Below are 14322 nucleotides of genomic sequence, written 5' to 3' on the forward strand. Positions count from 1 at the left end.
GTCGGAGAAAGAAACAATGAAGTCCCTCCTCATCATCAACGCCGGCTCTTCGAGCCTCAAGTTCGCCGTATTCAATCTGCCCCTGGTCAAGGACGCTCCCTCGGTCTTCCGCGGTCAGATCGACGGCATCGGCGCCAACACCCAGTTCGTGGCCAAGGATATCGACGGCAAGACGCTGCTCGACACCATCATCAAGTCGCCGGAAGGTACCGAGCTGGAAGCCCAGCAGGAGCTGGCCCTGACCACCCTGCTCAACTGGGTTGAGGAACAGAAGGTCGAGCTGGCCGCAGTCGGTCACCGCGTACTGCAAGGCGGCGAGAAGTACAGCGCCCCGGTGGTGGTTACCCCGGAAGTGTTCCAAGTGCTCGAAACCTTCATCCCGCTGGGCCCGCTGCATCAGCCGCACAACCTGCGTCCGATCCGTGTACTGGCCGCCAAATACCCGAACCTGCCGCAAGTGGCCTGTTTCGATACTGCCTTCCACCGCACCCAGCCGTGGCAAGCCCAGACCTACGCGATCCCGCGCAAGATCACGGCCGAAGGCGTCAAGCGCTACGGTTTCCACGGTTCCTCCTACGACTACATCGCCCGCCAGCTGCCGGAAGTGATCGGCGACAAGGCTCACGGCTGTGTGATCGTGGCACACATGGGCAATGGCGCTTCGATGGCGGCCATGCGTGACGGCAAGTGCGTCGCCACCTCGATGGGCTTCACCGCCATCGAAGGCCTGATGATGGGCACCCGCACCGGCTCGATCGACCCGGGTGTGCTGCTGTACATGATGGACCGCCACGGCTACGGCCCGAAGGAAATCTCCAACTTCCTGTACAAGGAATCGGGTCTGCTGGGCGTTTCCGGCATCAGCCAGGACATGCGCACCCTCGAAGCCTCCGATGCACCGGAAGCCAAGGAAGCACTGGAACTGTTCTGCTACCGCGCAGCGCGCGAAATCGGCTCGCTGATGATGGCCGCCGGCGGCCTTGAGGCACTGGTGTTCACCGGCGGTATCGGTGAGAACTCGCAGTTCGTGCGCAACAAGGTCATCGGCTACCTCGAATGGATGGGTGCCAAGCTGGATCCGGAACTGAACAAGGTCCGCGGCAAGGCGCACTGCATCCACACGGCTGACTCCAAGATTGCCGTCGCCGTGATCCCGACCAACGAAGAATGGATGATCGCGCACCACACCACCTCGCTGCTGGGCCTCTAAGCCCTTGGCAGGATCGAAAAGGCCATCTCCGGATGGCCTTTTTCATTGCAGCACCCGTAGCACCGGCTTTCCCCCTACATAAAAAAAGGCTCACCATGGAACACAAGATCGTGACGTTCGGCGAGGTGCTACTGCGCCTCACCCCACCCGGCTATCTCAAGCTGTCGCAGACCAACATGTTCGCCGCCACCTTCGGCGGCAGCGAAACCAACTGTGCGGTATCACTGGCCCACTTTGGCCTCAAAAGCGAGTTCGTAACCCGTTTCCCGAAAAACGACATCGCTGACGCCTGCCTTGCCGAGTTGCGCTCGCACGGCATTGAAACCGCCAACATCGTCTTCGGCGGTGAACGCCTGGGGCTCTACTACTACGAAAACCCGGCCTCCCAGCGCGTCTCGAAAGTGGTGTATGACCGCGCCAACTCCTCCTTCGCCACCCTCCAGCCGGGCATGATCGACTGGCACACGGTCTTCCAGGGCGCCACCTGGTTTCACTGGTCAGGCATCGGCCCGGGCCTGAGCCAGGGCATCGCTGACGCTACCCGCGAAGCCATTGAAGTGGCGCGCAAAATGGGCCTGAAGGTGTCCTGCGATCTGAACTATCGCAAAAACCTGTGGCAATACGGCAAGTCTGCCCAGGAAATCATGCAGCCCATGCTGGCACTGACTGACGTACTCTTCGGCACCGGCAGCGAATACAAGGTGGTGTATGGCGTTGAGCCAGTGGCTTTCAAGGCGCGCAGCGCCGAGGAGAGTATCGATCTGGATCGCTATCAGCGCTTCTTCGAAGCAACCAGCGCCAAGGCAGGCGCCGACAAGAAGCTGTTCCTGGCGCTGCGCAACACCCTGGATGCCAACCATCACATCTTCACCGGCCTAGTCTGGGCCGACGGCAAGATGATCAAGGCCCGCACCCACGCCATCGAACACGTGGTGGATTGCGTCGGCGTGGGCGACGCCTTTGCGGCCGGCATGATCTACGGCTTGATCAACTACCCCGGTGACGACGCCTCGGCGCTGGAGTTCGCCGTCGCTGCCGGCACACTCAAGAACACCATCTATGGCGACTTCAACCTCGTTTCAGCAGAAGAAGTCGTGGCCTTGATGCAAAGCACGGGTGGCGAAAGCATCTCGCGCTAAGCACGCCTCGCCCAACAAAAAGGCCATCTCTCGAGATGGCCTTTTTCCCTGCAGCCCCTGCCCGGATCAGGGCGTTTCGGCCTTGGCGTTAGCCTGCTTCTCAAGCTCGGCGTCGAGCACGTCCCACACTTCGTTCTCTTCCAGCTCAACGTGCTTTTCCAGCATGTGCACGAACTCAACCAGCATCTCGGTGCTCGGATGATCCAGTGCCCGCTCCATGGCCCGCATCTGCTCGTGCTGGGCGAATACCTCGTCGGCCAGCGCCCCGTAGCCTGCCTCGCGCAGCATCGGCAGGGCGTAACGCTCCTCCTCTACGAAGTGCGGCTCCAGATCCGACACAAAAACCTGGCGCACACGGCGGGCAATTTCCGGGATGTCCGCCTCGCTCTCAGGACTGGCGCTACGCACCGCGGAAACGAAATGCATCACCGCCTGATGCTCCTGGGCCAGATGCTTGAGGCGAAGGCTAAGCTTTCTCATGAGTCTGTCTCTCTACTCTGCTGATATGGGTATGGGATCTGCCGGCAGGCATTTTTTGTCTTCGCAGCTAATCACAACTTGCCTGCAAGCCCGTTGACTCCAGTCAATCCCGTGAAACGCGCAGTCCTGCAAATGCAGCCGCAGGGCACGCACGGAGCTCGGTTACACTCGCCATTCTGCCCTTTCTGCCGCGCCACAACCATGTCTGATACGCCCGCTACGATTTACCTCAAGGACTACACCCCGCCGGCCTTCCTGATCGACACGGTGGCGCTGGATATCGCCATCCACACGGGCTTCACGCGGGTACAGGCCCGCCTCGCCCTGCGTCGCCAGGCGCCAGGCAGTGCCAGCGCGCTGGAACTCGACGGCGAGGAGCTGGAACTCGAGGCACTACGCGTGGACGGCGTGGCGCTGCCGGCAGAACGCTATCGCATCGAGGGCGACAAGCTGTGGATCACTGATCTGCCGGACGTGTGCGTGCTCGAAAGCGTGGTGCGGATCGCGCCGGACCAGAATACCCAGCTTTCCGGCCTGTATCGCTCGAAAGACGGCTACTTCACCCAGTGCGAGGCGCAGGGCTTCCGCCGCATCACCTATTACCCGGACCGCCCGGACGTGATGGCCAAGTTCGTCTGCCGACTCTCTGCCGACAAGACAAGCTTCCCGGTCCTGCTCGCCAACGGCAACCCGGTCGCCAGTGGCGACGAGGAGGGTGGCCGCCACTGGGCCACCTGGGAAGACCCCTTCGCCAAGCCGGCCTATCTGTTCGCCTGCGTGGCCGCCAAGCTCGATGTGCTGGAAGACTTCTACACCACCACCTCCGGCCGCCGCGTGCGCTGCGCCGTGTATGTGGAGCCGGGCAAGCTGGATCAATGCGATCACGCGATTGCCGCGCTGAAGAAATCGATGAAGTGGGACGAGGACGTGTTCGGTCTGGAGATGGATCTGGACCATTACATGATCGTCGCAGTGGGCGATTTCAATATGGGCGCGATGGAGAACAAGGGCCTCAACATCTTCAACACCAAGTACGTGCTGGCCCGCCCGGACACCGCCACCGACACCGATTACCAGAACATCGACCGCGTGGTCGCCCACGAGTATTTCCACAACTGGACCGGCAACCGCGTGACCTGCCGGGACTGGTTCCAGCTCTCGCTCAAGGAAGGCCTCACCGTTTTCCGCGACCAGCAGTTCGGCATGGACGTACACTCGGCTGGCGTGACGCGCATTCAGGAAGTGCGCACCCTGCGCGCCGCACAGTTCCCGGAAGACGCAGGCCCCATGGCCCACCCGATCCGCCCGGAGAGCTACGCCGAGATCAACAATTTCTACACCGCCACGGTGTATGAAAAAGGCGCGGAAGTGATCCGCATGATCCACACCCTGATCGGCAAGGAAGCCTTTCGCAAGGGCATGGATCTGTACTTCGCCCGCCACGATGGTCAGGCCGTGACTTGCGAGGACTTCGTCGCGGCCATGCAGGATGCTTCCGGGCTGGACCTCGCCCAATTCAAGCGCTGGTACTCGCAGGCCGGCACGCCGCGCCTCGTCGTGCGCAGCGAATTCGATGCCGCTGCGCGCCGCTACACCTTGCATGTCGAGCAGCAATTCGCGCCTACGCCTTACGAAGCCCGCTTGGAGAAGGAAGGCCTCGCCCTGCCGCGCGGGCCTTATCACCTGCCCATCGTGCTGGGCCTGCTGGATGCCGATGGGCACGCCCTGCCGCTGCAACTGGCGGGCGAAGCGGCACCGGCCGGCACCCAACGCACTCTGCAGCTGCGCGACACCAAGCAGAGCTTCGTGTTCGAAAACGTAGCAGCCGAACCCGTGCCCTCACTGCTGCGCGGTTTCTCAGCGCCGGTACTGCTGGACTATCCCTACACCACAGCACAACTGGTGCACCTGATGGCTTATGACGGTGACGCCGTCAATCGCTGGGAAGCTGGCCAGCGCCTCGCCACCGAGATCCTGCTCGCGGGTGCGAAAGCGGTGCAGCAAGGTCACAGCGGCACCGACTGGATCCCGCTGGATTACATCCATGCCATGGCGCGCCTGCTCGGTGCGGCATTTGTCGAAGGCGGCGATCCGGCGCTGGTCGCTGAAGCCCTGATGCTGCCGTCCGAAAACGTGCTCGCTGAACAGATGGAAGTGGTCGATCCGGATGCGCTTCACGCCGCCCGCCTCTCCCTGCGCCGCACCCTGGCGCGCGAACTGCGCGAAGCCCTGCTTGCCGCGTATCTGGAGCTGAAGATTGACGCGCCCTACTCACCCGAGGGCGAGCAAGCCGGCAAACGCGCCCTGCGCAACGCCTGCCTCGGCTATCTGGCCGAACTGGACGAGCCGGGCGCGCAGGCGCTGGTGATCGGCCATTTCGAGCAGGCCGGCAACATGACGGACAGCATCGCCGCGCTCGCCGCCGTGGCTAATCTAGACATCCCGGCGCGCCACGTGCTGCTCGACAGCTTTTACTCAAAGTGGCGCGATGAGGCGCTGGTGGTCGACAAATGGCTGCAGGTGCAGGCCACCTCGCGCCTGCCCGGCACCACGCAGGATGTGCGCGCCCTGATGGCCCATGAAGCCTTCGACATCCGCAACCCGAACAAGGTGTACTCGCTGGTGCGCGCCTTCTGCGCCGCCAACCCGAAGCACTTCCACGCCGCTGATGGCAGCGGCTACCAGCTCGCCGCCGACGTGATCCTGCAGCTCGATGCACTCAACCCGCAAGTCGCCTCGCGCATCGCGCGCTGCTTCGATCGCTGGAAGAAGTTCGACGCTCAGCGCCAGCACCAAGCCCGCACCCAGCTCGAACGGGTTCGCGCCCACGACGGCCTGTCCAGCGACGTGGCCGAAGTCGTCGGCAAGGCACTGGAATGAGGAGAATGAACATGAACAGGACGCTTTGCCTGCTTGGCGCCATCCTGCTTCTGGCCGCTTGCAGCAAGATCACGGCGGACAACTACGCCAAGCTGCATGCCGGCATGAGCCTCGCCGAGATCAGTGCCATCCTCGGCCAGCCCGGCCAGTGCAGCGAAGTCCTGCTGCTGAAGCAGTGCCGCTGGGGCGACGACAAGCACTTCATCGCGGTGAGCTTTGCCGCCGACGCGGCCGTCAGCCTATCCGGCCAGGGGCTGTAGCCAGCGCCTCGACTCAGGCCACCTTGCCAAGTGGGCGCACTGCGCTGCGCGCATTCAGGGTGTAGTTGCGCGTCCATTCGACCGCGGCCTCCGGCAGCATCGGCGGCGCATGGCAGGCGCCCTGAATGAAATCCACCTCCATGCCCAACAGCATGTCCCGCTGCAACTCGGTTTCCACCCCCTCAGCGACCACGCCATAACCAAAACCACGCGCCATACCGAGAATGGCGCGCAGCATCTGGTCGCCGGTGTGTTCGGAATCGCGCACGAAGCTGCGGTCGATCTTGATCGCATCGATCGGCAAGCGGTAGAGGTAGGACAGCGAGGAGTAGCCCGTACCGAAATCATCGATGGCGATACGGATGCCCATTTCGCGCAAGGCGCCAAGGACACGCGAAATAGCCCCGAAATCGTGTGCAAAAACGCTTTCGGTCAGCTCCAGCTCCAACCGGTGCGGCGGCAGGCCCGTCTCGCGCAAGGCATCGGCCACGTCACCAAGCAATTCGCCGGACATTACCTGCAGCGCCGACACATTCACTGCAATCACCGTATCACCACTCCAGGCCAGCGCTTCGTGGCAGGCGCGGAACAACACCCAGCGCCCGAGCGGGCCGATCAGGCCACCATCCTCGGCCACCGGAATGAATTCGGCCGGTGAAATCACGCCGCGCACCGGATGCTCCCAGCGCAGCAAGGCCTCCATCTTCAGCACATGGCCCGCCACTTCCGGCACCACCGGCTGAAACACCAGACTCAGCGCATCATGCGCCATCGCCTCGCGCAGAGCCTGGCCAAGTTCATGCTGGCGGCGGATGCTGTCGCCCATCGCCGGATCGTAGAGCTGCACGCCGGAGCGGCCCTTGAGCTTGACTTGGTACATCGCCACATCAGCCTGGCGTACCAGCACATCCACATCAGTCCCCTGCTCGGGGAACAGCGAGATGCCGATGCTGGCATCCAGCCGCACTTCGTGATCGCGCACCCGCACCGGCTCCATGATTGCGGCCCGGATGCCGCCGGCATGATTCAGCCCAGCCGGCGCTGGCACCACCACCACGAATTCATCCCCACCCCAGCGTGCCACCACAGCAGCTTCCGGCAGGGTACGGCGCAATCGCTGGGCCAGCTCGATCAGCACCTGATCGCCCACAAAATGGCCCTGCACGTCATTCACGTCCTTGAAGCGGTCCAGGTCGATGAACAGCACCTGCACGCCCATGCCGATACCAGCCGCCCTTGCCAGCACCTCATCCATCCGGCCCGCCAGCGCACGCCGGTTGAGCAGCCCGGTGAGCGGGTCGTGCAAGGCCAGCTCCTTGAGCTGATCGGCATAGCTTTCACGTGCATCCATCTCGACTTCGAGCTGAATGGTGCGCTCATGCACCCTATCCTCAAGGGTGGTGTTCAACTGCTCCAGCTCCAGTTGGCGCAACACCGATTCTTCCGCCAGTCGCTTGTTCTCACGGCTCAGCAGCAGCGCCGAGAGCGTGGTCTGGCGTGCCGCCATGGCCGAGGCGGCCAGCATTACTAGCAGGCCCATGCTGAGTACCGCCACAGTCACCTCAAGGCGGCTGCCTTCGGCCGCAAACAGCAGCACCTGGGGCAGGAGCATCAGGGACAGATAGAGCAGCGAGATCCGCCGCAAAGGCGCCAGTACCGCCGCACCCGCACCAGCCATGGCGGCAAACACAAAAGCCATGGCTATCCGTTGCAGGGCGCTCGCCTCGGCAAAGAACAGCACCGGAAAACAGCCCCACACCAGTGCCATGGCCAAGGCCCCGGCACTGAAATGGCGAATCGCGGTCGGGCCGTCGAAATCCGTGTCGCGCACCGCGTGCCAGCGCAGGTAAGCCGTGGTGCGGGCCGTCAGAACGCCGAGCGATACAGCCCACCAGCAATACAGCATGATGCGTTCAGGATGGCCCAGGAAGACCGTCACCAGCGCCGCCGAAGTCACCAGCGAGGCCGGCACCACGCTGCCGGTGTAGCCATACAGCACCGCAGCGATTTCGCGCGACAGCAACACATCGTGACCGGCCGGCACCAGTACCGCCACCGGCGGCGCCAGCAACATCCACAACCCGAGCCCAAGACAGAGACTGGCAATGCTGTAGGCAAGCAACTTGAAGCCGCCGAGGCTAAGGCTCTTGGCCACCGCCTTCTGCTGCGCCTGAACCTCACGCCGGATCTCGTCGATATAGGCCTGCAACTGGCGTTCGGCCGGAATCAAGCTGCTATACACAAGGGCATTGGCAGCATCGCGCTGGCCAGTCATGGCCACCATGGCCGTCCTGCCGGCGGCTTGCTGATAGGCCTCGGTGACTTCATCAAGTGCCGGGCTGCTCATGCCCAAACCACGCAGGGCCGCCAGCCCGCCTTGCAGGTGCAGCAGATCGCGCTCATAGCGCTCCCGGAAGGCTTCACGCTCTCCCGCATCAGGCTCCTGCGCCATCCCCTGCAGCACGGCGCGCAATTCACGGTAGTCGGTGCTGATGTCAGTCACCGCGATCAGCGCCGGCACCGCGCGCTGATTCATGCCGTCCACATCAGTGCGTACGCCGGACCAGGCCACCCAGCCCCCCAGGCTGAGCAGCAGGAAGCCGGCGATAGCGAGAATCAAGAGGGCACTGCGATTGAGTTTTCCGGGCATGGGAAGAGCGGCTCAATTTGGAGTCAGGGCGAACAATAACCGATCCCGTCGGGCGCCCCCTGCGCAGCGCAACAATGCGGTCAGGCCGCCACACAGGCCGTGGGGTTCAGGCAACACCGCCCCCCTTCAAGGCGGGGCTCAGCACCATGTCGAGAAATTTCAGGAAGGCCCGCACCGGCGCCGAGTTCTGATGCCCCCCCGGATACAGGGCCAGCACCGCAGGACCGGGGCGGCGCCAGTCCGGCAACACACGCACCAATTTTCCCTCCTGCAGGTGCGGGCGCAGCAGGAAATCGAAGTCCTCATAGATGCCCAGCCCAGCCAGGGCGCAAGTCAGGCCAGCACGTGCGTTATCCACCGCCAGGTCACCATCGGCCGTCACACTGATTTCCTCACGCCCCTTCACCAGCACGTAATCGATGGCTCGCCCGGCATCGGCATCGAAGAAATCGATAGTCTGGTGACGCAACAAGTCGTTCGGATGGCGCGGCACACCAAAGCGCGCCAGATAGGCCGGACTCGCCGCCATCACGAAACTCACCTGGCCGAAACGCTTGTAACGATAGGCCGAGTCCTTGTTATCCGAGAGGCGCAGGGCCACGTCAATGCCTTCAGCCGCCAGATCCGGCGCGCGCTCGGAGAGTGAGATGCGCAGCGCGAGATCCGGATAGGCACGCAGGAACTCCGCCATCCGCGGCAGCACCAAGGTATTGGCAATCGACTCGGTCATCTGCACATGCAGGCGCCCGGCGACCCTCCCTGCCCGCTGCGAGAACTCCGCAGTCAATTCCTCCAGCCCGCTCACCAGCACCCCGGCACGTGCCGCGTAACGCTCACCATCGGCCGTCAGCGAAACATGCCGTGTGGTGCGGTGAAACAGCGCCAGCCCCAGGGCCCGCTCCAGCGCCTGCACCTGGGTACTGACGGTCGAACGGGCTAGTCCGAGTCGCTTGGCCGCCGCCGAAAAGGACCCCAGCTCAGCTACCGCCAGAAAGGTCTGCAATTCAGAAAAATGCTTGAGAGCCCGCATTATTCAATATTTCCGAACAATGAATTAAGCCCATTCGACCAGATCAGCACCTATAGTTCAAGCACTTGAACGAGGTGACCCCATGTCAAACCGCATTTCCAGCGGGACAAACGCAAGGCGCCCGGCTGCTTTCCGCTGTCTCCTTGCGAGCCCTCCCCGCAGCTCAGGCCGTCGCGCCCGAGCCATGTGCCCCGAGCCGTCGCGCTGACGCGCGACTCGCCCGTACGGCCCATTCATGCGCCATCTTGCCCCTGCAGGAAAGCCCGCGCACGCCAGAATTCAAGGAGATCACCATGAAACTCGCCCATCCTGTCCACATCCCGCATGGACTGCACTTCACCCTTTCGGACCGCAGCCGCAAGATCCTTGTGGCCATCCTGAGCACGCTGGCACCGTATGCGCTGGCCGCTCTAGGCGTGTTCGTCTACCACGAACAATATGGCCTTTAGGCGGCATGCTCGATACTGTGGCCCCAAGCGTCGACCGCCCCTCCGGGCGGGATTTTTTATGTGTTTTTTGACATACCCGGTATAGAACCAAGGTATTAGTTTCACGCATGGACAGCGTTCTGCGTTTTCCATACCATTGCGTACACCCTTGGTTCGTCTTTTCAACTATTCCGGAGTAAGAAAAGCTCATGCGCGCGATCCACACCTTCGCCTTGGCCCTCGGCCTCGTCTGTGCCGCCACCGGCGTGCAAGCCCGCGACTGGGCAGCCGTCAAACAATCCGGCACGCTGATCGCCGCCAGTGAAGGCGCTTACCCTCCGTTCAATTATTTCCAAGGCTCGCGTCTCACCGGTTATGAAATCGATGTGATGGAAGCCGTCGCCAAGAAGCTAGGCCTCAAGCTTGAATGGCGCGCCCTGGCTTTCGACGCCCTGATCGCCAGCATTCGCCAGGATCGCTTCGATGTCGCCATCGCCAGCCACGGCTACACCGAAGAGCGCGCCAAGTCGGTCGACTTCACCACACCGCACTACTGCTCCGGTGGCCAGATCGTGGCCAAGGCCGGCGGCCCGTTGAAGGCCACTGAACTCACTGGCAAGACCCTTGGCGTGCAACTCGCCACGACCTACGCTGAAGCCGCCAAGAAGGTTTCCGGCGCCAAGGAGGTCAAGACCTATCCGAAGGACACCGACGCACTTCAAGCCCTGCTGGGTGGTCGCGTGGACGCCTGGATCACCGATCGCTTCGTTGCCAAGAACGCACTCGCCAAGAATGCTGCTGAAGGCATCAAGGGCGGCGATATGGTCTTCGTCGAGCGCGTCTCGATGATTCACCGCAAGGGCAATAACGAACTGCACGAGCAACTCAACAAGGGTCTGGCTGCGATCAAGGCTGATGGCACGCTGAAAGCGATCTCGGAAAAGTACTTCCAGGAAGACATCAGCTGCACGAACTAAACTTCGTGCACTTTCGCTGACACCGCGGGCATCCTTGCGATGCCCGCCGACTTGTTGAGAACATGATCCATAAACTCAAAGATCGCGACTCGCTGATCCTTGCCGGCTCCGTTATCGGTCTCGGCCTCATCCTGTGGCTGATGGCCCTGCCACTGGCCGCCTTGCCGGACCCCATCGGCCCGGCCGCGACCCAGTTCGCTGAAGGCGCCCTGACCACCATCCAGCTCACCCTGTGGGCCTGCTTCTTCGGCATTGTGCTGGGCGTACTCACGGCACTTGGCAAACGCTCACACCTTCCCCCACTGCGCTGGATTGCCGACCTTTATGTCTGGATCATCCGCGGCACACCCTTGCTGCTGCAGATCCTGTTCTTCTTCCTCGCCCTGCCCGCGATTGCGCCGCAGCTCCAGCTGTCGGAATTCTGGACGGCCGTCATTGCGCTTTCGTTAAACGTCGGCGCCTACAACGCTGAGGTTATTCGCGCCGGGATCAACGCCGTTCCGAATGGTCAGGTAGAAGCCGCCCGTTCCCTGGGTCTGAGTGCGCTATACACCTTCTGGGACATCGTGCTGCCACAGGCCGTGCGCATCTCACTGCCCCCCTTGGCCAACAACATGGTGGCCCTACTCAAGGATTCCTCGCTGGCTTATGCCATCGGCGTGGTGGAACTTTCGATGGTCAGCTCGCGCGTCCAGGCCGAGAGCTTTCAGCCCGTCCCTGTATTCATCACCGTGGCAGCCATCTACCTGTTGCTCACCACCACCTTCACCCAGTTCGCCGCGGCGCTCGAGCGCAAGCTGGCTGTCGGAAAACGCTAAGCACCATGCGCAACGGCAAACCGATCATCGAAGTCGAAAACGTCCGCAAGAGCTGGGGCAGCTTCACTGCCCTCAATGACGTCTCGGTCACCTTCCGCGAAGGTGAAGTGGTCTGCATCATCGGCCCCTCCGGCTCCGGCAAATCCACCCTGCTCCGCAGCATAAATCATCTGGAGAAGCACGATGCCGGACGCATCACGGTCGACGGCATCCTGCTTGACGACGACCTCAAGCACATCGACGCCGTGCGTACGGAAGTCGGCATGGTTTTCCAGAGCTTCAACCTGTTCAGCCACATGACCGTGCTGGACAACATCACCCTGGCACCACGCCGGGTGCGCAAATGGAGTCGCGCCAAAGCCGAGCAAGTGGCACTGGAATTGCTAGAGCGGGTAGGCCTCTCAGCGCATGCTCATAAATATCCGAGCCAGCTTTCAGGCGGTCAGCAGCAGCGTGTCGCAATTGCCCGCGCACTCGCCATGCAACCCAAGGTGATGCTCTTCGACGAACCTACTTCGGCGCTGGACCCGGAAATGGTTAACGAAGTGCTGCTGGTCATGCGGGATCTCGCGAAAAGTGGCATGACCATGCTGATCGTGACCCACGAAATGGGCTTTGCCCGAGAAGTAGCTGACCGTGTGATTTTTTTCGATCACGGCCAGATCGTAGAAGAAAGTACAGACCCGCAACAGTTCTTTTCTGCCCCGAATCACCCGCGTGCCCAGGCTTTCCTGAAGCAGATCAAGCACGCAGCATGAGCTTTGCCCGTCCTTTCAACCATCAAGTGAGTGTGAATCCATGAAAAAACGCATCCTTGTCGGCGCCGTCGCCGCAGCACTGAGCCTTCCTTCCTTCGCCGCCGATACCAAGCTTGATCTGCTCGAAAAGCAGATCGCTGAACTGCAGAAGCAGATCGCTGATCTCAAGACCAGCCAGGCTGCCGAAGCCAAGCAGCGCCAGGATCTGGCCAATCAGGTCGAAGCTCAGAGCAAGGAAGTGGTCATGAAGGGCGACATCCCCGGCTCGACGCGTCGTGCCGGCGAAGAGACTTCGGTGCGCCTGTACGGCTTTGCCCGCCTCGATGCGGTGCATAACTTCGGTGGCCGTAACAACCGCAGCAACGGCGGCGACTACGCAGCCTATCAGCCCAACATCGCCCTGAACGGCACGGCGGACGCTGCCCGCAAGAACGAAACCTATATGTTCGCCAACGTTTCGCGCCTGGGCTTCGAAGCCTTCACGCCGACCGCGCTGGGCTCGCTCACAACCAAGGTTGAAGGCGACTTCTACACCGACTCCAACACCATGCGCCTGCGTCACGCCTACGGCCAAGTGGGTGGCTGGCTGCTCGGCCAGACCTGGTCCACCTTCATGGACCTGGATTCCAGCCCGGATGTGGTGGACTTCAACGGCCCGACCGGCAACACCTCGCTGCGTCAGCCGCAAATCCGCTACACCTACGCCACCGCTGGCGCTGGCAACTTCATCGCCGCACTCGAAACCAAGGGTACAGGCAAGGACAGCGGCGACAACATCTCGCGCACGCCGGATCTGGTCCTGCGCTGGGATCGTGCCTTCGACTGGGGCCACATCGCCGTGCGCGGCCTGACCACTGACAACGCCATCAAGAGCGATGTCACCAGCGCCGCCAAGCGCGGCTACGGCCTCGGCCTCGGCAACTCGTTCAAGATCACCGACAGCACCGCCTTCCTGACCAGCTTCAGCTACGGCGAAGGCATGGGCCGCTTCTTCAACGAATCCGTTGGTGCTATCGCCGACTCGGCCACCAGCAAGGTTTACCTGCCGCGCGAACTGGGCATGGTCTTTTCGCTGCAACACAAATTCAGCGATACCCTGCGCTCGACGCTCGCTTACGGTCAGCAACGTACCTACAACGGTAACTACGTTGAGTACGCCAACCAAAACGGCAAGGGCACCCTTAACCGCTCGATCCGCAGCGGCAGCATCGGCCTGCTGTGGAACCCGGTGGCCAACATCGAGCTGGGCAGTGAGTTCATGCTCTCCCACCGCGATACGCTGGACGGCCAGAGCGGTACCGAACCGCGCCTGAACCTCGCTGCGACCTACAGCTTCGGCAACTAATCCTGGCGGGGCCACTCACCGGCCCGCAGCAAGGAAAAAGCCCCCGGGTTCCGGGGGCTTTTCTTTTTCAGGGCCAGCGCGATGCCAAGAACGGCAACCACAAACCCTAAGTCCTGCGTAGAGCAGACGGTTCAGATCATGCCGCCCTTGAGCAACAGCTTCATGCCTTCTTCCTCGGCGCGCCCATGCTCGCCCACAATCAGGTCTTCCAGAATCCTTCCACGATCGAAGTCCGGCGCGAGCTCAGCCTCCAAACCATCGTGTTCGCGATCATTGTCACTATGAAAAGTCTCGTGTTTCAGCACCGGCAGCGGAGCGCTTGCAATGGCAGCCATGATGAACCTCCT

General features: G+C 62.2%; 13 protein-coding genes. 9 read left to right on the forward strand and 4 right to left on the reverse strand.

The features are described from left to right. Positions 1 to 16: 16 nt before the first annotated feature. Both Q3Y64_RS12490 and Q3Y64_RS12495 read left to right on the forward strand, forming a co-directional pair. A complete protein-coding gene (locus Q3Y64_RS12490; protein ID WP_303562317.1) occupies positions 17 to 1210 on the forward strand; it encodes an acetate/propionate family kinase in 1194 nt (397 codons plus the stop codon). A gap of 95 nt (positions 1211 to 1305) precedes the next feature. Next, positions 1306 to 2349, forward strand: coding sequence for a sugar kinase (locus Q3Y64_RS12495; RefSeq protein ID WP_303562319.1), 1044 nt, complete (start codon positions 1306 to 1308; stop codon positions 2347 to 2349). Positions 2350 to 2415: 66 nt separating this feature from the next. Here the strand turns inward: Q3Y64_RS12495 and Q3Y64_RS12500 are convergent, their stop codons facing one another. After that, the gene (locus tag Q3Y64_RS12500) at positions 2416 to 2829 is read right to left on the reverse strand and encodes a hemerythrin domain-containing protein (protein ID WP_101940912.1); all 414 of its coding nucleotides are present in this window, start codon (positions 2827 to 2829) and stop codon (positions 2416 to 2418) included. 201 nt (positions 2830 to 3030) lie between these two features. On the opposite strand from Q3Y64_RS12500, the gene pepN reads away from it, so the two are divergent. Both pepN and Q3Y64_RS12510 read left to right on the forward strand, forming a co-directional pair. Then, positions 3031 to 5709: an aminopeptidase N gene (gene pepN, locus Q3Y64_RS12505; protein WP_303562322.1), complete on the forward strand. Its 2679-nt coding sequence runs from the start codon at positions 3031 to 3033 to the stop codon at positions 5707 to 5709. A gap of 5 nt (positions 5710 to 5714) precedes the next feature. Continuing rightward, positions 5715 to 5969, forward strand: coding sequence for a hypothetical protein (locus Q3Y64_RS12510; protein WP_368506654.1), 255 nt, complete (start codon positions 5715 to 5717; stop codon positions 5967 to 5969). Positions 5970 to 5982: 13 nt separating this feature from the next. On the opposite strand, the gene Q3Y64_RS12515 is transcribed toward Q3Y64_RS12510, so the two are convergent. Together Q3Y64_RS12515 and Q3Y64_RS12520 are read right to left on the reverse strand one after the other, a co-directional pair. Beyond that, complete coding sequence (locus tag Q3Y64_RS12515) at positions 5983 to 8619, reverse strand: EAL domain-containing protein (protein WP_303562325.1); 2637 nt, start codon at positions 8617 to 8619, stop codon at positions 5983 to 5985. A gap of 106 nt (positions 8620 to 8725) precedes the next feature. Further along, the gene (locus Q3Y64_RS12520; RefSeq protein WP_303562326.1) at positions 8726 to 9649 is read right to left on the reverse strand and encodes a LysR family transcriptional regulator; all 924 of its coding nucleotides are present in this window, start codon (positions 9647 to 9649) and stop codon (positions 8726 to 8728) included. Between the two features lie 293 nt (positions 9650 to 9942). Here Q3Y64_RS12520 and Q3Y64_RS12525 point away from each other — a divergent pair, with 293 nt between their 5' ends. From Q3Y64_RS12525 to Q3Y64_RS12545, 5 genes are all read left to right on the forward strand, one after another. After that, a complete protein-coding gene (locus tag Q3Y64_RS12525; protein ID WP_158239129.1) occupies positions 9943 to 10098 on the forward strand; it encodes a hypothetical protein in 156 nt (51 codons plus the stop codon). Positions 10099 to 10286: 188 nt separating this feature from the next. Next, positions 10287 to 11054 (forward strand): ABC transporter substrate-binding protein, encoded by a 768-nt coding sequence (locus Q3Y64_RS12530; RefSeq protein ID WP_101940907.1) that lies wholly within the window; start codon positions 10287 to 10289, stop codon positions 11052 to 11054. Positions 11055 to 11116: 62 nt separating this feature from the next. Beyond that, a complete protein-coding gene (locus Q3Y64_RS12535; RefSeq protein ID WP_101940906.1) occupies positions 11117 to 11872 on the forward strand; it encodes an amino acid ABC transporter permease in 756 nt (251 codons plus the stop codon). Positions 11873 to 11877: 5 nt separating this feature from the next. Then, a complete protein-coding gene (locus tag Q3Y64_RS12540) occupies positions 11878 to 12630 on the forward strand; it encodes an amino acid ABC transporter ATP-binding protein (RefSeq protein ID WP_101940905.1) in 753 nt (250 codons plus the stop codon). A gap of 40 nt (positions 12631 to 12670) precedes the next feature. Next, positions 12671 to 13975: a DcaP family trimeric outer membrane transporter gene (locus tag Q3Y64_RS12545; protein ID WP_101940904.1), complete on the forward strand. Its 1305-nt coding sequence runs from the start codon at positions 12671 to 12673 to the stop codon at positions 13973 to 13975. A gap of 131 nt (positions 13976 to 14106) precedes the next feature. Here Q3Y64_RS12545 and Q3Y64_RS12550 read toward each other — a convergent pair whose 3' ends face one another. Further along, positions 14107 to 14310: a hypothetical protein gene (locus Q3Y64_RS12550; protein WP_101940903.1), complete on the reverse strand. Its 204-nt coding sequence runs from the start codon at positions 14308 to 14310 to the stop codon at positions 14107 to 14109. Between the last annotated feature and the right edge of the window lie 12 nt (positions 14311 to 14322).

It is taken from the genome of Uliginosibacterium sp. 31-12, assembly GCF_030548425.1.
GTDB lineage: Bacteria > Pseudomonadota > Gammaproteobacteria > Burkholderiales > Rhodocyclaceae > Uliginosibacterium > Uliginosibacterium aquaticum.